At 32.7% G+C, this 21,903-nt stretch carries 14 protein-coding genes; 5 read left to right on the top strand and 9 right to left on the bottom strand.

Annotated elements, in window-relative coordinates; all coding sequences use genetic code 11:
* Positions 1 to 3: 3 nt before the first annotated feature.
* From gcvPB to ACZ5N4_RS11010, 4 genes are all read right to left on the bottom strand, one after another.
* Positions 4 to 1,620 carry an aminomethyl-transferring glycine dehydrogenase subunit GcvPB gene (gene gcvPB / locus ACZ5N4_RS11025; RefSeq protein ID WP_464209878.1) on the bottom strand — a complete coding sequence of 539 codons (1,617 nt, stop codon included), beginning with the start codon at positions 1,618 to 1,620 and terminating at the stop codon, positions 4 to 6.
* A gap of 30 nt (positions 1,621 to 1,650) precedes the next feature.
* Positions 1,651 to 3,051, bottom strand: a complete 1,401-nt coding sequence (gene gcvPA / locus ACZ5N4_RS11020) for an aminomethyl-transferring glycine dehydrogenase subunit GcvPA (RefSeq protein ID WP_464209876.1) — start codon at positions 3,049 to 3,051, stop codon at positions 1,651 to 1,653.
* 86 nt (positions 3,052 to 3,137) lie between these two features.
* Positions 3,138 to 3,920, bottom strand: a complete 783-nt coding sequence (locus ACZ5N4_RS11015; RefSeq protein WP_464209874.1) for an SDR family NAD(P)-dependent oxidoreductase — start codon at positions 3,918 to 3,920, stop codon at positions 3,138 to 3,140.
* A gap of 315 nt (positions 3,921 to 4,235) precedes the next feature.
* Positions 4,236 to 5,774 (bottom strand): amino acid permease, encoded by a 1,539-nt coding sequence (locus ACZ5N4_RS11010; RefSeq protein WP_464209872.1) that lies wholly within the window; start codon positions 5,772 to 5,774, stop codon positions 4,236 to 4,238.
* A 299-nt stretch (positions 5,775 to 6,073) separates the two neighbouring features.
* On the opposite strand from ACZ5N4_RS11010, the gene ACZ5N4_RS11005 reads away from it, so the two are divergent.
* Positions 6,074 to 7,525, top strand: coding sequence for a sigma-54 interaction domain-containing protein (locus ACZ5N4_RS11005; RefSeq protein WP_464209871.1), 1,452 nt, complete (start codon positions 6,074 to 6,076; stop codon positions 7,523 to 7,525).
* 180 nt (positions 7,526 to 7,705) lie between these two features.
* Here the strand turns inward: ACZ5N4_RS11005 and ACZ5N4_RS11000 are convergent, their stop codons facing one another.
* From ACZ5N4_RS11000 to ACZ5N4_RS10990, 3 genes are all read right to left on the bottom strand, one after another.
* On the bottom strand, positions 7,706 to 8,731 hold the full coding sequence (locus ACZ5N4_RS11000) for an arabinose ABC transporter substrate-binding protein (protein WP_464209869.1): 1,026 nt from the start codon (positions 8,729 to 8,731) through the stop codon (positions 7,706 to 7,708).
* Positions 8,732 to 8,793: 62 nt separating this feature from the next.
* Complete coding sequence (locus ACZ5N4_RS10995; RefSeq protein ID WP_464209867.1) at positions 8,794 to 9,804, bottom strand: ABC transporter permease; 1,011 nt, start codon at positions 9,802 to 9,804, stop codon at positions 8,794 to 8,796.
* Between the two features lies 1 nt (position 9,805).
* Entirely contained in the window at positions 9,806 to 11,308 is a 1,503-nt protein-coding gene (locus ACZ5N4_RS10990) for a sugar ABC transporter ATP-binding protein (protein WP_464209865.1), read from the bottom strand.
* Between the two features lie 189 nt (positions 11,309 to 11,497).
* Here ACZ5N4_RS10990 and ACZ5N4_RS10985 point away from each other — a divergent pair, with 189 nt between their 5' ends.
* The 3 genes from ACZ5N4_RS10985 to ACZ5N4_RS10975 are packed head-to-tail and all read left to right on the top strand — an operon-like array spanning position 11,498 to position 15,911.
* The gene (locus tag ACZ5N4_RS10985) at positions 11,498 to 13,234 is read left to right on the top strand and encodes a sensor histidine kinase (protein ID WP_464209863.1); all 1,737 of its coding nucleotides are present in this window, start codon (positions 11,498 to 11,500) and stop codon (positions 13,232 to 13,234) included.
* Positions 13,235 to 13,257: 23 nt separating this feature from the next.
* Entirely contained in the window at positions 13,258 to 14,892 is a 1,635-nt protein-coding gene (locus ACZ5N4_RS10980; RefSeq protein WP_464209861.1) for a response regulator transcription factor, read from the top strand.
* Between the two features lie 20 nt (positions 14,893 to 14,912).
* Positions 14,913 to 15,911 carry a substrate-binding domain-containing protein gene (locus ACZ5N4_RS10975; protein WP_464209859.1) on the top strand — a complete coding sequence of 333 codons (999 nt, stop codon included), beginning with the start codon at positions 14,913 to 14,915 and terminating at the stop codon, positions 15,909 to 15,911.
* A gap of 314 nt (positions 15,912 to 16,225) precedes the next feature.
* On the opposite strand, the gene ACZ5N4_RS10970 is transcribed toward ACZ5N4_RS10975, so the two are convergent.
* Both ACZ5N4_RS10970 and ACZ5N4_RS10965 read right to left on the bottom strand, forming a co-directional pair.
* Positions 16,226 to 17,155 carry a DUF5107 domain-containing protein gene (locus ACZ5N4_RS10970; RefSeq protein ID WP_464209857.1) on the bottom strand — a complete coding sequence of 310 codons (930 nt, stop codon included), beginning with the start codon at positions 17,153 to 17,155 and terminating at the stop codon, positions 16,226 to 16,228.
* 5 nt (positions 17,156 to 17,160) lie between these two features.
* Positions 17,161 to 20,502: a DUF5107 domain-containing protein gene (locus ACZ5N4_RS10965; RefSeq protein ID WP_464209855.1), complete on the bottom strand. Its 3,342-nt coding sequence runs from the start codon at positions 20,500 to 20,502 to the stop codon at positions 17,161 to 17,163.
* Between the two features lie 167 nt (positions 20,503 to 20,669).
* Between ACZ5N4_RS10965 and ACZ5N4_RS10960 the strand changes: the two genes are divergently transcribed.
* Positions 20,670 to 21,509 carry an AraC family transcriptional regulator gene (locus ACZ5N4_RS10960; RefSeq protein WP_464209853.1) on the top strand — a complete coding sequence of 280 codons (840 nt, stop codon included), beginning with the start codon at positions 20,670 to 20,672 and terminating at the stop codon, positions 21,507 to 21,509.
* Positions 21,510 to 21,903 lie beyond the last annotated feature (394 nt).

The raw sequence follows: 21,903 nt of genomic DNA, 5'->3' as shown, positions 1-21,903 counted from the left end.
TTACTATCTATCACTTTCTGTTTGCACTCTGTGAAAGCGATTCGCACCAAATCGAAGATTTGGGCTCTCTGTCTTTTTCAAATACATTCTCCAGGTTGGCACCCATTTTTCAGGATCCTCAAATTCTGAATCATCTATTTTATGGACAACACTATTGTGTGGAGCATTTTTAAGGATTTCTGGCTCCTCATAGGCTTCTCTTGAAATCTCAGCTAATACATTAATATATTCATCAAGATCTTCTTTTGAATATGATTCTGTAGGCTCAAGAGTAAATGGTTGTGGCACAATGTATGGATGGTGACTAGTCCAATAGTGCAGCCCAAAATCAAACATTCTATTTTGAACATTTTCTGTTGTGATACCAGTATCCTCTGTGAGTTTTTGCCAACTGTATCTAACCTGTTCAATTCTTTGTTTTCCTTCAATAAATGGAGCACTTGCCCCTTTGATTTGAAGAACCTTTTTAAATAAATAGTTGTTATTAAGCACCGCAATCTTTGCAACCTCATATAGTCCTTCAGCACCAAGACTCATAATCCATGAATATGTCCTTAAAGCTACCTGCGGCACTCCATAAAATGCCCTTACCTTACCTATGCTGTTTGGTAGGTCATAGTTTAAGAAATAACTGTCATCTTTTAAATCAACTAATGGAACAGGTAAGAACTGCTCAAATTCCTTTGTCACTCCAACTGCTCCACAAGCTGGACCTCCACAGCCATGTGGACTTGAAAAAGTCTTGTGTAAATTAAAGAAACACATGTCAAAACCTGCTTCTTTTGCTCTTGTTACACCTAATAATCCATTAGCATTAGCTTGATCATAGCAACATACTCCACCGGCTTCATGTACAAGCCTTGTAAATTCTTTTATTCTATGATTATATACTCCTGTATCTTCAGGATTTGCAACTATAAGCCCTGCTGTTCTTTCTGAAATTGCATGCTTAAGTGCTTCTATATCTGGATATCCTTCCTCATCAGGGTAGATTGTTATTATTTTATAGCCTTTTAAAGCTGCTGCTGCAGCATCTGATGGATGTGAATAGATTGTTGTTATAACCTCATCTCTTTTATTATCTTCACCAGCAAAGGCATGCTTAGCCTTCATAACTGATGCCATAGTCATAATTGCTTGGCTTCCACCACCTGGTTGAAATGAAAATCTATCCATACCAGAAATTTCTCTCATTATATGATCTAGTTTATACATTATTTCAAGGATTCCCTGAACAGTGCTCTCCTCCTGTAATGGATGAAGTTCTGTAACCTTTGGCATTCTAGCTAATTGCTCATTTACTTTAGGACTGTACTTCATAGTACAAGTTCCCTGGCCTATTTCCACATTAAGATCTGCACCGAGGGTTTCCTGTGATAATCTAAGATAATGTCTTAAAACTCTTACCTGTGAAATTTCAGGTAAGTTTACTAAACTTTCTCTTTTCATGTTTTCAGGAATTTTTGATAAACCATCTCCAATTGCAGACACTATTTCTTTCTCTGCTTTTGGTATAAGTACTCCTCTTTCGCCACTCTTGCTAAGCTCAAATATTATTGGCTCATCCCATTTTGCCTGATGAAACTTTCTTAGTGTATTGCTTCTATCAATTCTTTTCATTACAATACTCCCTTCCTAAAAATATAACTACTATTCTTCAACAATTTCCTTTATAGCACCTACAAGTCTGTCTATATCTCTCTTTGAATGAATTTCAGTTACACAATACAAAGCAGCTTGACCTAAGGCTGGGAACTTCTTTGAAAGATCCAAGCCTCCAAATATTCCTTTATTGAGAAGCTTATTATTTATTTCTTTAACTGTTTTTCCAGTTTTATTAAAATCAACAACAAATTCTTTAAAAGATACTGAAGTAAATAATGACCCTGTTACATTCTTAATATTATTTAATTCCTTTATTGCATATTGGGATTTCTGCATTATTGTCTGGCCTAATTCTTCCATTCCCTTAGGTCCCATTAAGGATAGATAAACACCTGCAGTTATGCCCCAAATGGCTGTTTGTGTACCTACATATTCCTTTCCACCTTCTCTTAATGCAAAGGAAGTTCTTTCATAGGCAACATCACCAAAACTATATTCTCCTGGGACTATTGTTGGAGCCATACCAAATAAACGGGAAGGAAACTCCATTACATATTTTTCCTCATCTCTAGTTGCAATAAATCCTGATTGGCCACCACCATAATTCATATGAATTCCAAGTGGCTGCAAGTCTCCACACACTATATCCGCACCATATTTGCTAGGTGGCATAAGAATTCCAAGGGAACTTGGATCAACACCAACAATACTAATTGCTCCAGCTTCATGTGCTTTTCTTGATATTTCTGCTCCTGCATCTTCTATAAATCCTAGGAAAGATGGATTTTCAAAATAAACAGCAGCAGTATCTTGTGATAACTTATTTTCAAGGTCAGTTAAATTCATCTGTCCTGTTTTAGAATGAAAATCCACAAGTATGCATTTAATTTGTGGTGCACAATAATTTTTTATAATAAGTAATTTATCCGCATCAATTGTTCCTGCAATTAAAACTTCATTTCTTCCTGTTATTCTGGATGCCATTCTAATAGAGGTTGCAGCTGCTTGTGCCCAATCAAAAGTAGGAACATTTACAACATCCATATCAACAAGCTCAGCTACAAGACTTTGATATTCAAAAAGTGTTTGGAATCTACCATGATCTTCGTAGGGTTCACCACCATATGCAGTTAAAAACTCAGATCTTGAATTAATTTCATCGCACACAGATGGAACATAATGCTGCCAGCATCCAGCACCTAAAAAATTCAAGTTTTCACTGCAGGTTTTATTTTTTCCGATTATACCCTCAACATGTCTTTTTAACTCATATTCTGAATGATAACATTCAAGCAGTTCCATATTACCTTTTAATTTCAATTCCTCTGGTATTTCATCGTGAAGGTCTTCAAGATTTTCAAGACCAATTTCTCTTAACATTTCTTTTTGTACTTCTATACTTGAATTAGGTATATAAGGATGATTTTTATATCCTTTAATAGACATATTTTTTACCCCCTAACTAAATTTTATTTTTATCAGATGACTACCAGTTCTAATACTTCCATCTGATTCAACTTTCACTTCATTACCTATGCTAGACCACCACCATCAACTACAAGAGCAGCTCCTGTAATCCATGTAGAGAGATCACTTGCAAAAAACAATACTGCATTAGCAATATCTCTTGGAGTTCCAAGCCTTTCAAGTGGTCTTCCTGCTGCTGATAATTTCAAGAATTCTTCATCATCAATTCCAAGCTGACGTCCCTCATCCCTTAATAATGGTGTATTAGTATCGCCAGGATTAATGCTATTTACTCTTATATTTTGCTTTCCATGGTCTATTGCCATTGCCCTAGTTAAATTAACAATTCCACCCTTTGCAGCACAATAAGCGGCAGCATCATCTCCACCTTTTAGTCCCCAGCCTGAGCCAGTATTTATAATGCTTCCACCGCCGCCCTCAGCCATTACTGGAATTACATATTTGGACATTAAATAGGCACCCTTTAAAGTAACGTCAACTACAAAGTCCCACTCTGACTCTTCAAGATCAACTACAGTCTTTCTTTTTGTTACTCCTGCATTATTAAATAGAATATCAATTCTTCCATACTTATCCTTAATAATATTTACAGCTCTTTCACAATCTTCTCTTGATACAACATTATTTTTTATGAAAAAAGCTTGCCCTCCATTTTTAATTATTTCTTCCTCTGCTTTTTTTCCAAGTTCTTCGTTAATATCAAGGATAGCAACCTTTGCTCCGTATTCAGCTAAAAGTTCACAAGTTGCACGGCCAATTCCTGATGCTCCTCCTGTTACCACTGCAACTTTTCCTTCTAATGAAAGTACATCTTTGTCTCTAAACATAGTAAAACCCCCCATTATTTTTATTGTGATGCTAATATTCTTATGAATATAAAATTCTCATCTTTATTTTATATTCACCATAAAGAAGATTTATTTTATAAACTAATCCTACATAACTCTAAAGCAAAATTTGTGCCAAACATTTCCAGAGGTTTTATTAGCTATTATCAATATTAATTCATTTTACATTTTACTTTTTTGCCATATTTGGCAATACAAGTGACAACTATAAGCAAATCTAAAATAAAAACTGACTTGTATGTACAGGTGTTCAATGAACACTCATTTACATACAAGTCAGTTAAAACATTCTATTTATTTAGATTCCTTATTTATCTCGTCCATTGAGAAATCTACTTCCATTAAAGGCACTACCTTTGTTTTCTTGACAATCTTATATCCTATCCAAGCTAAAATAAATATTGGTACACCTACATAGTTAAATATAACACTTACCCAGTCTATCTTATCACCTGTAAAAGCACTTAAATTCATACCGCAAATTACTAATACTGTGAGTACTCCTGCTACTATCGGTCCAAACGGATACCACTTAGCCTTAAACTTAAGATCCTCAAGCTTGCAACCTTGTGCGATATATGCCTTTCTAAATCTATAATGACAGGCTGAAATTCCAATCCAGGTTATAAAACCAGCTACACCAGTTACTGAAACTAGGAATGTATATATAGTTCCATCACCTACAAAGGATGAAAGAAAGCAAAGTGTACCTACAAGTGTTGTGAACATTAGTGCATATACAGGAACTCCTTTAGGACTTACTTTTGCAAACATCTTAGGAGCTTTACCATTTTTAGCCATAGAATATAGAATTCTAGTTGAAGCATACAGTCCTGAGTTACCTGCTGATAAAACAGAAGTAAGAATTACTGCATTCATAAGCGATGCAGCAAAGGCTATTCCTGTCTTTTGAAATACCAGTGTGAAAGGTGAAATTGCAACGTCTTGAATGGCACCGCTCTTTAATAAGTTAGGCTCTGTCCATGGGATTAAAAAACCTATAACTATAATAGCGCCTATATAGAATAATAATATTCGCCAAAATACATTTTTTATAGCCTTCGGAACATTTACTTCTGGATTTTCAGACTCTCCTGTAGCAATACCAACAAGTTCAGTTCCCTGGAAAGAAAATCCCGCTGTAAAAAATGCTATACATATAGCTGCTGCACCACCTATAAAAGGACCGGTATTGCCTTTGCCATCTGAAACCACCCAATTTGAGAATCCAGGAGATGTACCTCCTAGAATACCTACTATCATAAGTACGCCTACTACAAGGAATATAATTACCGTTGCAACCTTTATTCCTGCAAACCAGTATTCTGCCTCACCGAAGGACCTTGCTGAAAGAACATTAAGTGTAAATAAAATTGCTAAAAACAGAATACTCCAATACAAACCTGGAATGTTTGGAAACCAAAATTTCATAATAAGTGCACTGGCTGCCAGCTCTGCTGCTACTGTTGTAGACCAGCTAATCCAATAGTTCCAACCAAGGGCAAAACCAAGGGCTGGATCTATAAATTTTGTAGCATAAGTTTCAAAAGAACCTGAACTTGGAATAAGTGTTGCCATTTCTCCAAGAGATTGCATCATAAAATACACAAGCATACCCATAACAGCAAATGCAAGCAGTGCACCACCTGGCCCAGCTGAGCTTACAGCATTACCACAAGCAAGAAAAAGCCCTGTTCCAATTGCACCTCCAATTGCTATCATGTTAAGATGCCTTGCTTGTAGACTACGACGAAGTCCCCCATCTCTTTTCTCAGTATTTCTTATCTGCAGACTACCATGAAGCTTATTACTAGGTCCCTCAATATTGCTCATTTTTTTCCCCCTTATCTTTATTAATTATTTTAATCGCTTGCGCAATTACGCAAACGTTGGTTTACCTAACTTTGAGTTCTTAGTAAATATAGACCTTTATCCAAGTTCCATTTTTTGTTATAATATATAACATGTCCCATATATGTTTGATTTATATATATGACATATGTAGCAAAATTCATACCAAATAAATTCTATTTTTTTTTACTAATTTACTATTCAATTGATTTTCTTTTTAGGATACTCTCGCCATTTTTGTCATAGAGATTGCCAAAATTTTGCTTTTAGGAGGGGGTTTTATGGATTTCTTTAAAAAGGCTAAACCGACTATAGAAAAATTACTTAACATTCTTTCTACTTCGCTTAATGTTGAATCAGCAATTATTGATGATGACTTTAATCTAATAATATCTACAAAAAATTATTTAAAATATAAAGGCCTAGAAGTACATAGTCCATCTATCAAAAAAGTGCTTTCAAATGGACGTACTTTAGTTAACAAACCGGGGCACATGCTCGAATGTAATGGTTGTAGATTTGACAATAAATGCCCATCTACAATTGAAATTTTAAATACAATAAAATATAAAGATAACCCTATAGGAGTCCTTTGCTTAACTTCCTTCACCAAAGAAGGTCGAATGAAATTAACTGATAATATCAATATTTATATTGATATCATAAATGAGATCTCTGATTTGATAGAAAGCCTTTTTATAAATGATTATCAATACACGGAATTTGATTATACAAACTCATTATTAAATTCCACAGCAGATATACCTAGTGATACAGAATCTAATGATCACTTGAATAAAATAAAAGGAATAAGTAGTGATATACAAAAGCTTAAAGAAAGAATTAGTAAGATAGCAAATAGTTCATCTACCGTTCTAATAACAGGAGAAACAGGTACAGGAAAAGAACTATTTGCAAAAGCAATTCATTACACAAGCAAACGAGCAAATTCTCCTTTTATATCGATTAATTGTGCAAGCATCCCTGAAAACTTATTTGAAAGCGAGCTATTTGGCTATGATGAAGGAGCTTTTACAGGGGCAAGAAAAGGTGGGAAACCTGGTCGATTTGAATTGGCACAGGGAGGTACAATCTTCCTAGACGAAATAGGTGAAATGCCTTTATATACACAGGCAAAATTATTAAGAGTACTTCAGGAGCATACAATTTACCGTGTAGGCGGAATACGTCCAATCAATATAGATGCTAGAGTAATAGCCGCTACTAATCAAAATATTGAGAATATGATTAGTAAAAAAGAATTTAGAGCTGATTTATATTACAGGATAAATGTAATTCCTTTTAATATATGTCCCCTTCGTTATAGGAAAAATGATATTGAGCTATTGTCAATCCATTTTCTAGAGAAATATAATAAAAAACTAGATAAGAACATTGAAGGTTTCTCCTCCAAAACTCTTGACTTTCTTAAAGCTTACGATTGGCCAGGCAATGTCAGAGAACTTGAAAATGCTATCGAGTATGCAGTAAATGTTGAGACAAATAATATTATTACCCCAAGCAGCCTTACAGAAAAAATTACTATGAATTCTAATACTAACAATTTAAATATAAAGCCTAAAATAAAAAATGTTGAGTTTCAAATTATAAAAAATACTTTAGATAAATATGGATGGGATGCTAGTGGTAAAACCTTAGCAGCAAAAGAACTGGGCATTGGTCTTAGAACCTTATACAGAAAAGTTAATTTATATGCTATGCAAAATAAATAATTAGCTTAATATCATTATACTAGTCCTAAAACCTCATCATACAAATTTCCTATATCCATTATAACATCATTAGCCCTAATCTTTTTAGCATTCAATATCTCTATCTTTTAATCTAAAAGAACCCTTGATTTTGCAAATCAAGGGTTCAATTTAGAATGTAAAATAATATTCTTCTTAATTTTAGTTAGCTGCATTTCCCATTACTTCTTTGTAATTTTCTTTTGTTACTACCTTAGCATCAACAGCTGTTTCCATTGGAATGTCCTTACCATTTAATATTTTATCCATCATAAGTTTCGCAGAATTTCCACCTACATCGTCAGATGAGAAGTAAGTAGCTGCTTTCATAGCTGAATAACTTTTCTTAAATTCATCCTTTGCTAAATAAGCACCTAGACCTATTACACAAGACTCTTTGTCTAAACCAGCTTGTTCTAAGGCTCTTGTAGCACCAACTGCTCCTTCTTCATTAGCAGTCATTATCATCCATTTCTTAACATCTGGATGTGCAGTAAAGATGGCTGCTGCTGCACTGAAGCCCTTATCTGTTTGTCCATCATAGTCGGCTTTAAAAATCTTTGAATCTGGATAGCTTGGAAGTATCTCTTTAAATTTATCAAGTTCACCCTTAGTTCTTGGTACACAACTTGATACAGTATCCATTGTCAATAATAGAACTCCTGCTTTACTATCTTTATCTAATCCGTTTTGTTTAGCATAATTAGCCATCCATTCTCCGTTTGTTTGACCGATTTTATATGCATTTATACCAACCCATGGTGCTAACTTTTTACCACTCTCATCTTGAAGAGCGTCATCAGCTGCAATAACTGGTATGTTTGCGGCTTTTAATTTATCTACAGTAACCTTTGACAACTTTTGATCAGGTATACAAGTTATAACACCATCTACTTTTTGAGCAATGACATTGTCAATTGCCTGTAAATAAGTATCTGGATTCATTTTTGCGTCAATAAACTGGAATTCACTTGCTCCCATTGATTTAGCCATTTTTTCAGCTGCTTTACCTTCGTCTATGAACCATACTTGGTCACCAGCTTTGTAAATACCTGCTATTACTACTTTTTTCTTTCCTCCAGAGCTCTCACCTGAAGAATTACTAGTAGATTGACTTGATCCACAGCCTACAAACATGGAACCTACCAGTAGAGTACTTATTAACATACCCAAAACCTTTTTTTTCATAATAAAATCCTCCCTTTTATTTTTAAAAATTATTAACTAATTTAAAACCTACTTTTTACTTTCTACATTGCGGCGCTATTTTCTGTAGTTGCTGCCATACTTTGAGCTAATAATTTCTTCTCTCTATTTCTCTTTCTTATATAGTCAAAGGCTAAAGCTATAACTAAAAGTAGACCTCTTGCAACAAACTGCCAGAATACTGGAACGTTGAGCATAATTAAACCTGTGTTAAAACCTTGAAGTATTAGAACACCTAGTACTGTACCGAGTATGGTACCAACACCACCACTAAATGCAGTTCCACCTAAAACAGCGGCAGTAATTGCATCAAATTCAAGTCCGTTAGCAGCAGCCGGTTGTCCTGAACTCATACGGGCTGCTAGTATAAATCCACCTAAAGTTGATAGAGCTCCTGTAATCATGAATAAGGTAGTTGTAATCTTTTGAGGATTCAAACCAGCAAGTCTTGCTGCTTCTTTATTTCCACCTACAACATAAACGCTTCTTCCAAATCTTGTTTTTGCAAGTACAATTCCGAATACAATAAAGGCTAGTATTAGTATAATTACAGGTATCGGAATCCCTAACAATCTGTTTTTACCAAAATCAATTACACTTTGATTAGATATATAAACAGGCTTACCATCGCAAATTATATAAGCAAAACCTCTTATTATAGACATGGTTGCTAAGGTTGCTATAAAGGGCTCTAGTTTTACCTTATTTACACCTAAAGCATTAATATAACCTATAATAGCTCCTGCAATGATTACCACTACTATAGTTATAAAAAGATTAAATCCTTTAGAGAGTAAAACTGCAGATAAAACACTGGCAAAAGCTGCTACTGACCCTGCTGATAAGTCAACCATTCCAGCAATAATCAGGTAGGTTTCACCTATTGCTACAAGCCCTGTTAGGGATGCAGCTATTAATATATTCATCATATTTGCGCTGCTGAAATAATTCTTATTAAAAAAGGAGAAAACTAAAACTATTACTACTAATGCCATCATAAGACCTATCTTATCGTGCGGTATCCTGCTCATAAACTTTTTATTACTTTTACTCATATTACTTTCCACCTTCCTCTAACATTGCATACTCAAGTAATTTATCTTCTGTTGCATCCTTTCTATCAACTTCCCCAGTTATTTTCCCAGATTTCATGACAATAATTCTGTCACTTAACCCTATAACTTCAGGCAATTCAGAGGATATCAGTATAACGCCCATTCCCTCTCTTGCAAAATCATTTATCAGCTTATAAAATTCAGACTTAGCTCCAATATCTATCCCCTTCGTAGGTTCGTCCAAAATGAGAATTTTAGGATTAGTTGCAAGCCACCTTGCCACAATTGTCTTCTGCTGATTACCTCCACTTAACTCAACTATCTTTTTCTCAGCCGTTGGTGTTTTAACATTAAACTTTTTTATGCCATCCTCTGCAATAGTATCCTCACTCTTTTTATTTATAAATCCTAATTTATTTATTATCTTATCTAATATTGATATACTGATATTTTCACCTACGCTCATGTTAGGTAATATTCCCTGGGTTTTTCTATCTTCCGGAACTAACACTATTCCTTCTCTCATGGCCTCCTTAGGAGACTTACATATAACAGAATTATTCTCCAGGAGGATTTCTCCTGACTTTAATGTATCTGCTCCTATTATAGCTCTCATGATTTCAGTTCTTCCTGATCCAACTAAACCTGAAAATCCTAAAATTTCTCCCCTTTTGAGTTCAAAGGAAATGTCTTTCACATAATTTGAAGTTAGATTTCTAACCTGAAGTAAAGTCTCTCCAATATTCTTTTTCCTATCTAAATTATTAAATATATCTCCTAAATCTCTTCCAACCATCATCTTTATTAGTTCTTTTTGTGATACCTCACCCTTATTTACCATAGCCACAAACTTACCATCTTTAAAAATTGCTATTTTATCAGCTAATTGGTCTAACTCTTTCATTCTGTGTGATACATATATAATGATCTTATTTTCTTTTTTAAGCTTTTCTATTGTTTTAAAGAGAATTTCTATTTCACTATCACATAAACTTGCAGTAGGTTCATCAAAAGCAATTACTTTTAGCTCCCTGCTGTATGCTTTCATTATTTCCACCATTTGTTGATGAGCAATGCTGATATCTTTAACTTTACTAGTAGGGTCTATTGGTAATCCGAATTCATCGATTATTTCCTGTGCTCTAGAGTATAATTCCTTATTATCAATTAACCCATTTTTCCCTACTGGCAGCCTTCCTATAAAAATATTTTCTGCAACACTTAGTTCCATAAGAATTTGTCTTTCCTGATATATTACACTTATACCTTCGTCTATAGCCTCCTTTGGATTGTTAAAATGTTTTACTTCTCCATTAAGTAGATATTCACCACTAGTTGGTTGATAATCACCATTTAAGGTTTTTAAAAGAGTTGATTTTCCAGCTCCATTTTCTCCTAAAAAAGCTAACACTTCTCCACTTTTAACCTTAAAACTCACATTATCCAAAGCTTTAACACCAGGAAAATATTTAGTTATATTTCTGAACTCTAACACATTGTCCATGTTTTTCACCTCTATTTAGTAAGATAACTAAATTTTCTGCAATCTTTAATTTCATTATAATGTAATCGTTATCTTAATAGAGTTTCAAATATTAACCTTTTTTTATTAAATATTAACTTCCACTAATAAACTTAATTGTAAAACTTCTATAAGGATAATTTTGATGTTATAATTTACTGGGGTGATAGGATGAAGATAATAAAAATTAAAAAAATTCGAAACAGAATTACTATATACTTTTCAGTTATTATACTTGCATTAACTTTAGCTATAACTACATCTATAAGCTCCATATATTCACGTGAAATAATTAAACAATACAATAACGTTGCAATGGAAAAGATGACTGTAATATCTAAAATGCTTAATGAGAATTTAGATTTAATAAGACATGACTCTTACATGATTCAAAATGATAAAAATATTTATGATTATATGTCTAAAATTAATAGTAAACCTGACAATACAGTAGATAAGACTGAGTTTTTAAATTCTTTGTCTCAGTATTGTAAATGGAGTAATTATATTATTTCAGTTATCCCATTAACACTTGATAAAAAAATAATAGACCCTCTTTATTCAATGTCCCCATACAACAATATAATTTACAGTAATAAGGAATTGGACAACTTTATTGAAAGTGGTTATTCAAATAAATTTTCTCTACCTAATACTTTTCCTTTAAATTATACTGATCCTGACTATGATAAAAAAACAACTATAACCTATTTTTCTAGGTACTTAGATAAAAAAACTTACGCCCCTATAGGTTATCTTATGTTAAATGTTAAAAAGAAAAGTTTATTTGCCAATATTGACGCCTATTGTACCGGTGTTTTTGATAGTGCTTTCATAGTAGATAGAAATGGGAACCTTATATATAAGATAGGAGAATTGGCTTATGATAAGAGTATGTTTGAAAAGGTTAACAGCAATAATATAAAAATAAACAATAAAACTTATATTGAATTCAACAGTATAATAGAGACTTATCCTGATTGGAGAGTCATAGGATTAATATCTTTAGAATCCTTAACTAAAAATTTAAATATTATTACTAATTTAGTTTATTCTATTGGTATTTTCAGTATTATAGTAGTAATTTTTATGAGCTATATTACTTCAAGAAAGATAACAGATCCTATTTATGATATAACTGAGGCCATGAATATGTTTGAAGAAGGCCACTGGCCGGATAAGCTTGAATCCAAAACTGAGGACGAGCTTAAATACCTCGTTAACAGCTTTAATAAAATGGTGAATAATATAAAAAACTTAATTGAGCAGATTTATAAAGAAGAAGAAGAAAATAAAAAACTGGCAGTAGAATCCATGAAAACTCAATTAGATTTGCTGCAGTCTCAAATAAATCCTCATTTCATACATAATACATTAAATACAATAAATTATTTAGCTATGAAAAATAATCAAGTTGAAATACGAGAAATGATTCAATCTTTCAATATGCTATTAAGACAAAGTATATCCACAAATAAAAAGCTTATAACCATAAAAGAAGAGCTTATATGTGTAGAAAATTATTTAAACATACAAAAATACAGATACGGCGATATAATTAAATTAGTATATAACATACCAAAGGAAGTGGAGACATGCTTAATACCAAAACTTATACTTCAACCTCTTGTAGAAAACTCCCTTTATCATGGAATCGTACCTAAAGGTTTCTGCGGTACTATTAGAATAGATATACTTCCAGAAAAGGATTTCATAAATATAAGAATAATAGATGATGGAGTGGGAATGGGAAAATCTAAAGCTCCCCATAGTGGTTTTAATGGTATTAGTTTAAATAATGTAAGTGAAAGGCTTAGACTATACTTTGGAAATGAATATAAACTAAATATATACAGCAAAAGTGGTATAGGAACTTGCATTGAGTTCAACATACCTTATATCTATTAAAGACTTTGAAGGGAAGGATATGTATGTATAGAGTAATGGTTGTAGATGATGAAATACCTGCAAGAGAAATTCTCTCTTGTATTATAAATTGGGAAAGCACAGATTTTAGAATAGTCTATAATGCATCCAATGGCAGAGAAGCCTTAGAAAACTATATCCAAGTAAAACCTGACCTTATAATTACAGATATACAAATGCCTATTATGAATGGATTGGATTTAATAGAAGAAATTCAAAAGATAAATAAAAAGCAAAGGTTCTTAATACTAAGCTGTTATGAGGATTTTACCTATGCTCAAAGAGCTATGAAAATGGGAGTAACAGATTATTTAGTTAAGGACCTAATATGTCCTAATGATTTGTACAGCATACTTTCCAAAACAAAAAGTGAGCTAGAAAGTATAAAAAACATAAGCCTCCAAGAAAATTCTTTCAAGAAAGAGGACAATCTATTAATTTTATTAAAAGATCATAAGGATATAGCCTTAAGAAAGCTTATCTTTAACTATTTAGATGAAGAAAAGTGTCATAAAATTATCCAGGATTTTAATCTTAACTTAAAGGGAAAGCTTTATGCCCTATTTTTAATACAAATAGATAACTTCTTTAAATACTTAGAGGATGAAAACTTTTATGTTAATAACCTTAAAGAAATTGTTAATACTGTTACTGGAGTAATAGAAGAGTCCAAAGCTGGAGAATGTTTTTATAACGACAATGGTGAATTTACTGCTATTATACAGCTCACTCCTACTAACAGTGAGGCTGACATAATAAATGAATGTTACTCTTTAGCTGAAGAAATAAAAAGAAAAGTTTGCAGCATAAATGACATCAGTTTAACTATAAGTATAAGCTCCACCTTTAAAAAACTTACTGGAATAAAGAAATACTCTGATGAAGTATTTAAACTTTCTAAAATGAAGGTATTTTTAGGAATGGGAAAAATAATTTTAAATAATACTTTTGTTGCCAATCTAAATTTAGATACCAGTATATTAAGTAGACGAATTGCTGATATAGGTAAAGCTCTTGAAGAAGATAATGTAAATATGCTCAAATATGAAATAACCTACTTGTATAATAAAGATATGAGAGGCTTTATGCAGCTTAACTACCTTAACTACATTAATTCCTCCCTTTTGGATTTAATAGTGAAAACCTGTAATAAATACAGCATAAGTTATGTAGATATTTTTTCATCTTCTTATATACCTATTGAATCTTTATCCTCTAAAGAAACTGTTGAGGAGATGGCTAGTTGGTTTATTGAAAGCTTTTCTAAAATAATAATAATTAAAAATAATAGTCTTATTAAAAGTAAATATAGCAAAAAAGTTCAAGATTCTATAGATTATATAAATAAAAATCTGAATACTTACGCTCTGAGTCTTACAGATATAGCTGACCACATAAATGTACATAAAGTTTATCTATGCAGAATATTTAAAGAGGAAACCGGTGAAAATGTTACCCAATATATTTTAAAAGCCAGAATTGAGAAATCTAAAGAAATGATTCTATCAAGGGGCTATAAACTTTATGAAATCTCTGATAAATTAGGGTTTACTAGTCCTCAACAATTTAGCATATTATTTAAAAAAGTTACTGGTATCACCCCTAATCAATTCAAAGAGTCAGCTGCAAAATACAACTAAAAGGACAGGAAAATTTAAATATGAAAAAGAAGATATTTTTAGTATTAATTGTAGTTTTGATTATTTTTAGTGGATGTACTAATACATCTGATAAGATCGTTAGCAATAATAAAAAATCTGATATAACTATTGGTATTATATATAAAACCCTAGATACCCCTTGGTTTGAGGAAGAAGGAAAGGCAGCTAAAGCCCAAGCTTTAAAAATGGGAGCTAAAGATGTAATTATAATTGATTCAAAAATGAATCCTGATGTATATTTGTCAGCTTTGGATAATCTAATTACCAGAAAAGTAAGTGGAATTTTAGTATGCATTCCTGATCAAAAGCTAAGTAAAATTACCATAGATAGGTGCAAAAAATCCAATATCCCAGTAATAGCTTGTGACGATCCACTTACAGACAATGAGGGAAATTATCTATCCCCTTTTGTAGGCATAAATGCCAGTAAAATTGGAGAAGACATCTCAAATTGGATGGTGGATTATTTAGAAAAAAATAAAAGATTAAACGAACTTGAGACTTCTGGCCTTTTACTTATGTCCATGGACTCTGTTACAAGCTGTATACCTAGAACAGAAGCTCAACTAAAAACCTTTACTAAAAGAATACCTGACTTCCCAAAGGAGAATATTTTTAGAGTAAATTATGATGGGCAAATAGAAAAAGCCTTTAACTCTGCAGCTTCTACTATACTTAATAATAGCAATATAAAAAATTGGTTCGTAATGGCAGCCAACGATGAAGGTACCGTTGGCGCTATAAGAGCCTTGGAACAAGCCAACCTTTCTAAGAATTCTGCAGCTGTTGCTATAGGCGGTAATTTAGCAAAAGATGAATTTCTAAATAAGAGTTCAGCCTTTATAGCAACTTCATATATAAACCCAATTGAAGTAGGAGAAACTTCAGCTAAAGAACTTATGGAAAACATATTGTATAAAAAGGAAATACCCGAACGGTATTTAATAAATGGTAAAATAATTACTAGAGACAACTTTAAAGACTTATCCCCTCGATAAGTCTTTATTTTATGAATCTTTCTTAAGACTAGAAATATAGGGGGACTAGACCGAAAGTTAACTTATACGCCGGGATATGCTTCCAATCTTCAGTACGTTAAAAACTTTTAGCCAGTCTAAAGCTTGTGTTTTAGACGACCTAAGAACCTTCGAGAAACTCGCTATGCTCAGACAACTCGAAGGTGCTAAGGTTGTCTTAAAACCCTTCACTAAGACTGGCACAAAGTTTTTAAATCTACTTCAGCTTTGGAAGCATATCTCTCTGTATAAGTTGACTTTCTAGCTAGAAAATCTATAATTACCTCATTACTCTTCTATATAAGCTCTATGCCTATAGTAAAGTTTAAATTTTCACCTACTTTTAATTCATATAGTTTTCCTTCTAATTTTGCCCTATCAATACTGTCATAAAAACCATTTGAAGGTTCTAGAGCGCAGTTATAATCTCCCCTAAAACCGCCTTCTGTAACCCAAAAACCTATATATGGAAGTTTTTCTTTATCAAAATGCATTAAGTAAGTTATCTCTTTGTGTGGGTAATATATACCGCATTTTCCTTCTGATATAGGATTGCAAATATAGTACTTCTCATACTTATTGGCATTATGGGGAAAGATCTTATCTAGTCTATATTCATTTCTATAACAGTCTTTAGTTATTGGATAGGAATGAAGGTCACCTATTTCCCCTAGGTACTTACTCTTACATACATTCATAACTGAATCTGTACTTTTAGGTAGTATTAACTCCATATCCTCATGGCAGTTAACAAGGTAATGCGCTGCCCAAATACATGGTAAGTTTTCCTTGCCTGTATTCACTATTTCATAATTTATTTCTAATAAATTTTCATTTAAAGAAATAATCTTTTTATAATCATAGGATAAAATTGTGCTTGTGAAATAAAGTTCTACAGTATCTCCTACTATGTTAAAGTCGAAGCTTCCTGTCCATATCTCTCCATGATCTGGATATAACACCTCATTATTTTTGAATCTTACCATGCCTTCATCAATGCTAGGAAATGCATCATCAAGTCCCGAGGCATCAAATTCAGCCAAGTTATCATATACCTTAGCTTTCCTATATACTTCTTCTTTATTTTGATATACAAGTTCAAAATCTTTGTCTTTTTTATAAAGGGAGGCAATCTTGCCTCCCAGATAAGGTAGTATAACAACTCTTAAATTTTCATTTTCTAGCTGTATTGCTTTACAATTTTTAAATTCTGTTTCGAATATCATATTTTTTAACTCCTAAAAAATGATTTAATCATATTTAAATGAGTTAGTGCTCCTAGATTATTTATATCTAGCTTTAATACAGTCTGGAATTCTTCCTCAGCATTACCTATATCCTCTAGACCTAGTTTTCCTAGACCTATTAGATAGTGACAATGTACTATATTTTTCTTATCTAAATCCTCATCAAATATTAGAAAATCTGGCAGTGAAACAGCAAAGTAATCTATAGTTACCTTATCAAAAACATGTTTTTCACCATAAGCTATCAGTTTATTAAATTTACTTTTTGCTCTAGTCATATCCCCAAGCTTTATATGAGCAAGTCCCTGATAGAATATCATGTCTGCCGGTTGGTCGTTATAATACATCATACCTGCTGGTTCATCTAGCCCTATTGAGGCTTTTTCAAAGTATTTCTCAGCCGCTTCTTTCTCACCAAGACCTTCATAAGCGCAACCTAAGAAATAATTAATATTATTTTCCTGAGCACCTGCTAATTTTCCTTCTCCTAGGTTATGAGGATATACCTGAGCTGCATTAAACAATTCTATAGCCTTTTTATAATTACCTTCTATTAAATGTTTCTTGCCTAATTCTACATGAGAATATACATACTGTGCCGTTACTTTACCTTCTCCACCTTCCCATGGGTGAAACTTTCTATTTAATATTAACTCTTGAGCTTTTTCAAAATTACCTAATAAATTAAATAGCGAAATATATTCGAGGTATAAATCATCACGAAGTTCAACTATTTCCCTATTTTTCTCAAATAGCCCCAATCTCCCTTTATGTGAAACACCTAACTTTTTATATAATTGATCAAGTTCTAAGAATACTCTTGCATCCTTTGTATTTAGGTTAAAGGCTTTTTCTAAAGATATTTTAGCCTTTTCAAAGTCTTTCAATTTATTATAATAAGCAAGAGCTAAATTACGATATACTGTTGAGAAGGATGAGTTAATATCTCTAGATTTCTCCCAACACTCTATAGCTTCGATATACTGTTTTTTATCATACCAAAGGTTCCCTAAATAGTATAATGCCTTTGAATCCTCTGGATTTAACTTTTCAGCCTGTTGTAATACAGTGATATCTTCCAATCTATTAGGGAAACAATAATCTGGACATGATTTCATGGCCTTTTCATATAGTTCTTTAGCCCTTTCAGTTTCTCCCTTCTTACTATAATAATATCCTAAGTAATAATATACCATAGGACTAAGGTTGCTTATATTAGTAAGCCTTGAAAGGAGTTCTATCCCCTCATCATAGAAACCTGAGTTTGCATAATCTAAAGAGATTTCGATATAACTATTTATATTGTCCCTCATTAATGTTTTTAATTCTTTTAGTATACTTTCAGCTTTCTCTTGTAAGCCTTTTTCTTTAGCGATAATATACAATTCATTTTTAGCTGCAAAATCTAATACGTCAATTTCTAAGGTTTCACTTGATAACTTTTCTGCTTCTGCATATCTATTAAGCTTTCTAAGTACTGCAGATTTCAGCATCCTAGCTTTGTAATTATGGTAGTTTCTTATGATTGACTTTTCTACAAGCTCTAGTGCCTCATTATAATTTCCTTTAAGCGCTGCTATAGCCGCCAGTGAAAAATACCCCATATCTTGACATGCCGCATTCCATACAGATTTATAGAATGCATCAAAAGCCTCATCATATCTTTCCTGCATTTTTAAGGATAAACCTAAATTATAATATGGCTCTCCATCATATGGATTAGTATTGTGTTTTGTTATCCTATTTATAGCCGCTCTAAAATAAGGCTCACTTTCTTTAAATAGCCCTCTTCTAAATAGAAGACTTCCATAAGCATTGTTAATTCTTATATCTCCTTCGTCTCTCTTTAAGCCCTCTAAATAGTACGCCTCCGGTTCATAAGTAGCGTGTCTATATTGCTCGAGATGAAGTCCTGCAAGATATAGTTCTTCAATAGTTTTTATTTCTTCAGGCTGAAGTGCAGCTTTTGCAGCTTCTGGTATCTTTTCATTCTTCTTCTCTTTAGGCTGATAAGAGATCAGTTCTACTCCCTTAGAATCCTTAACAGTTAAAACAAGATCACTTTCTTTTTCGTCAGCTTCAAGTGCCACAACTGTACTGTAGGTTTTTACCGGCGAAATCTCAACACACTCTTGTATATATGCCTTTTTTATTCTCTTAAGTTCAACAAAAGAGTCAGCAAAACAAGAAGTAGCATATACGTCTACAACAGCCTTTCCTTCTGAAACTTCAAGATTTACTGCTACATCAATAGATGCATTTTTAACTACTCCTGCGTTTTTATAAGGCATGAAATATTGCTTAAAAGTCTTTTCTTCATAAGGCTGCATCCATGTAAAATCAGGCTGATTATCTGTATACACTCCTGTCATTAACTCGATATATGGACCATCTTCATCAGTAAGATTTCTATCCCAGGCCTGCCCAAATTCTCCACAGCCCCATGTCCACTGTTTCTTTCCTGGAGAAACATGATGATCAGCTACATGTAGTACTCCTGCCTTTTTACTATGGTCATATCCACCAACAAAGTTATAGTCTGAATGATATGCCATATAGGAGGTAGGAACAGGTATATTTTTATATCTAGATATGTCCACTCCTGCAGAGTAGTCCATTTTATAGTAAGTACCTGTTGCTATTGGAAACTTTGATACATCTCTTTTTCCATGATCAAATACTGCATGTACATCTGGTGGAAATACAGATTGGGTGTGGTCATTTACAGCAACTGCTGGATTTGCCCACCATAAGAAAGTCTGAGGTACAGAAGTTCTATTATATAACTGAGCTTTAATTTCAAGATAGGCTTTTCCAGGATACAAAGTAAAACCTGCCATTCCTTTTGTTCTAAACATTTTTTCAATTTCGCTAACCCATACTGTTTTACTTCCATCAGGATTCTCTACAAGCTTATAATCCACAGGATCAAAAGTGCTTGGTCTGTGGTGCTGGGGCCAGTTAAACTCTATACCACCAGATATCCAAGGACCTGCAAGTCCAACTAAGGCTGGTTTAATAACACGATTATAATATACAAAGTCATAACCGTTTGTTTTATCTAATGCTCTTTGGATTCTTCCACCAATTTCAGGTAATATCATTATCTGAATATATTCATTTTCTAAAAATACCGCTCGATACTTTTTATTAATTTTTTCATCATATATCTTATCGATTACAGCATGGGGATAAACTTTTCCTGAACTCCCCTGATACACTCTCTTTTCAAGAAACATTGGATTTTTATCTGGAGCTCCTACAGGATATGTGGGAATCTCTATATCTTCTTCCCATACTCTAACTTGTAAATCTTGACCACTCATATATAATACCTCCATATAATTAAAAATCTTGCCATGCTTTATAACTACATTATATAATTGAATTATAAGGTTTTCATTACTAATAATTGCTCTTATATTTAAAAATCTTGCTCTTTATAAATGTAATACTATAATTTGATTTTCACTGAATTATGGAGGTTGACACTATGTATGTTTCTGAGAAAGGAGTTTTAAAGAATTCCTATACTTTCTTTCATACACCAAGCAGCATGGCAAAATCTATGTTTTTTTATTTAAAATGCACTGGACACTTTTTTTGTTCTAGAGATTATGAGGTAAAAAGAAGTAATTATAATAGCTATCTTATAATGTACGTTAGAAAAGGTAATGGTAAAGTCGTCTACGACAACAAAACTTATATGGTAAAGGAAAATGATGTGGTTATATTAAACTGCTATAATGAACACATGTATGCATCTGATGAGTGGGAAACCCTATGGCTTCATTTTGATGGTAATGTTAGTAAAGATTATTTTGATGTTTTGTTTGAACGTTCTGGATGTGTATTTTCACTTGGTAACTCCTCAATAATTCCAGAATATCTATCTGAAATTATTGATTCCTTTAAGAATAAAAAAACTCTAAACGAACCTCTTGTATCCTGTTATATACAACGTATGCTTACTGAATTATTGCTTCTTTCCTCTAGCTCAGATTATAATAATCTAAAAAATCCTATTAATTTAGCTATAGATTATATAAATGACCACTTCGGAGAAAAAATTACTTTAGAAGACTTATCCTCATTTGTAAATATGAGTCCCTTTTATTTCAGTAGAAAATTTAAAAAAGAAACAGGCTATTCTCCTTATGAGTATATAATAATGACTAGATTAAATGAAGCTAAGAAGCTGCTGAAGATCACTAATTTACTTATAAAGGAGATTTCCTTTAAGGTTGGTTTTAATAGTGAAGCAAACTTTGTAACCTGCTTTCGTTCCCATACAAACTTGACTCCAAAAGAATTTAGAGATACTCCATTTTAAATTTCTTAATACAGGGCTAAAAGGCCGAAAGTTAACTTATACCCGGGCTATGTTTCCAAAGCTTCAGTCCGTTAAAAACTTTTAGCCAATCTAAAGCTTAAGTTTTAGACGACCTAAGACTTAGATAAACTCGCTATGCTCAGTCGGACCAACTTATCAATTAACATTGATAAGTCGCTCGTGAAAAGCCATTTAGGCTTTTCACCACTATCTAAGATTCTAAGGTTGTCTTAAAACTCTTCGCTAAGATTGGCAGAAAGTTTTTAAATCTACCTTCAGTCTTTGAAAACATATCCCTTTATATAAGTTAACTTTCTAGTTAGTTTCTCTGCATGGGGAAAACAACTTTAAAGTTAATTTATACTATAAACTAATTTGGTAGTTTTTATAGAAA

The sequence above is a fragment of the Clostridium nitrophenolicum genome, from assembly GCF_055391695.1.
Note: the sequence above shows the minus strand (reverse complement) of the source record. Positions and strands in the feature narration are given on the sequence as shown.

Coding starts and splice junctions, on each gene's coding strand:
- gcvPB (WP_464209878.1), bottom strand. CDS start 1,620: ATGAAAAGAATTGATAGAAGCAATACACTAAGAAAGTTTCATCAGGCA.
- gcvPA (WP_464209876.1), bottom strand. CDS start 3,051: ATGTCTATTAAAGGATATAAAAATCATCCTTATATACCTAATTCAAGT.
- ACZ5N4_RS11015 (WP_464209874.1), bottom strand. CDS start 3,920: ATGTTTAGAGACAAAGATGTACTTTCATTAGAAGGAAAAGTTGCAGTG.
- ACZ5N4_RS11010 (WP_464209872.1), bottom strand. CDS start 5,774: ATGAGCAATATTGAGGGACCTAGTAATAAGCTTCATGGTAGTCTGCAG.
- ACZ5N4_RS11005 (WP_464209871.1), top strand. CDS start 6,074: ATGGATTTCTTTAAAAAGGCTAAACCGACTATAGAAAAATTACTTAAC.
- ACZ5N4_RS11000 (WP_464209869.1), bottom strand. CDS start 8,731: ATGAAAAAAAAGGTTTTGGGTATGTTAATAAGTACTCTACTGGTAGGT.
- ACZ5N4_RS10995 (WP_464209867.1), bottom strand. CDS start 9,804: ATGAGTAAAAGTAATAAAAAGTTTATGAGCAGGATACCGCACGATAAG.
- ACZ5N4_RS10990 (WP_464209865.1), bottom strand. CDS start 11,308: ATGGACAATGTGTTAGAGTTCAGAAATATAACTAAATATTTTCCTGGT.
- ACZ5N4_RS10985 (WP_464209863.1), top strand. CDS start 11,498: ATGAAGATAATAAAAATTAAAAAAATTCGAAACAGAATTACTATATAC.
- ACZ5N4_RS10980 (WP_464209861.1), top strand. CDS start 13,258: ATGTATAGAGTAATGGTTGTAGATGATGAAATACCTGCAAGAGAAATT.
- ACZ5N4_RS10975 (WP_464209859.1), top strand. CDS start 14,913: ATGAAAAAGAAGATATTTTTAGTATTAATTGTAGTTTTGATTATTTTT.
- ACZ5N4_RS10970 (WP_464209857.1), bottom strand. CDS start 17,155: ATGATATTCGAAACAGAATTTAAAAATTGTAAAGCAATACAGCTAGAA.
- ACZ5N4_RS10965 (WP_464209855.1), bottom strand. CDS start 20,502: ATGAGTGGTCAAGATTTACAAGTTAGAGTATGGGAAGAAGATATAGAG.
- ACZ5N4_RS10960 (WP_464209853.1), top strand. CDS start 20,670: ATGTATGTTTCTGAGAAAGGAGTTTTAAAGAATTCCTATACTTTCTTT.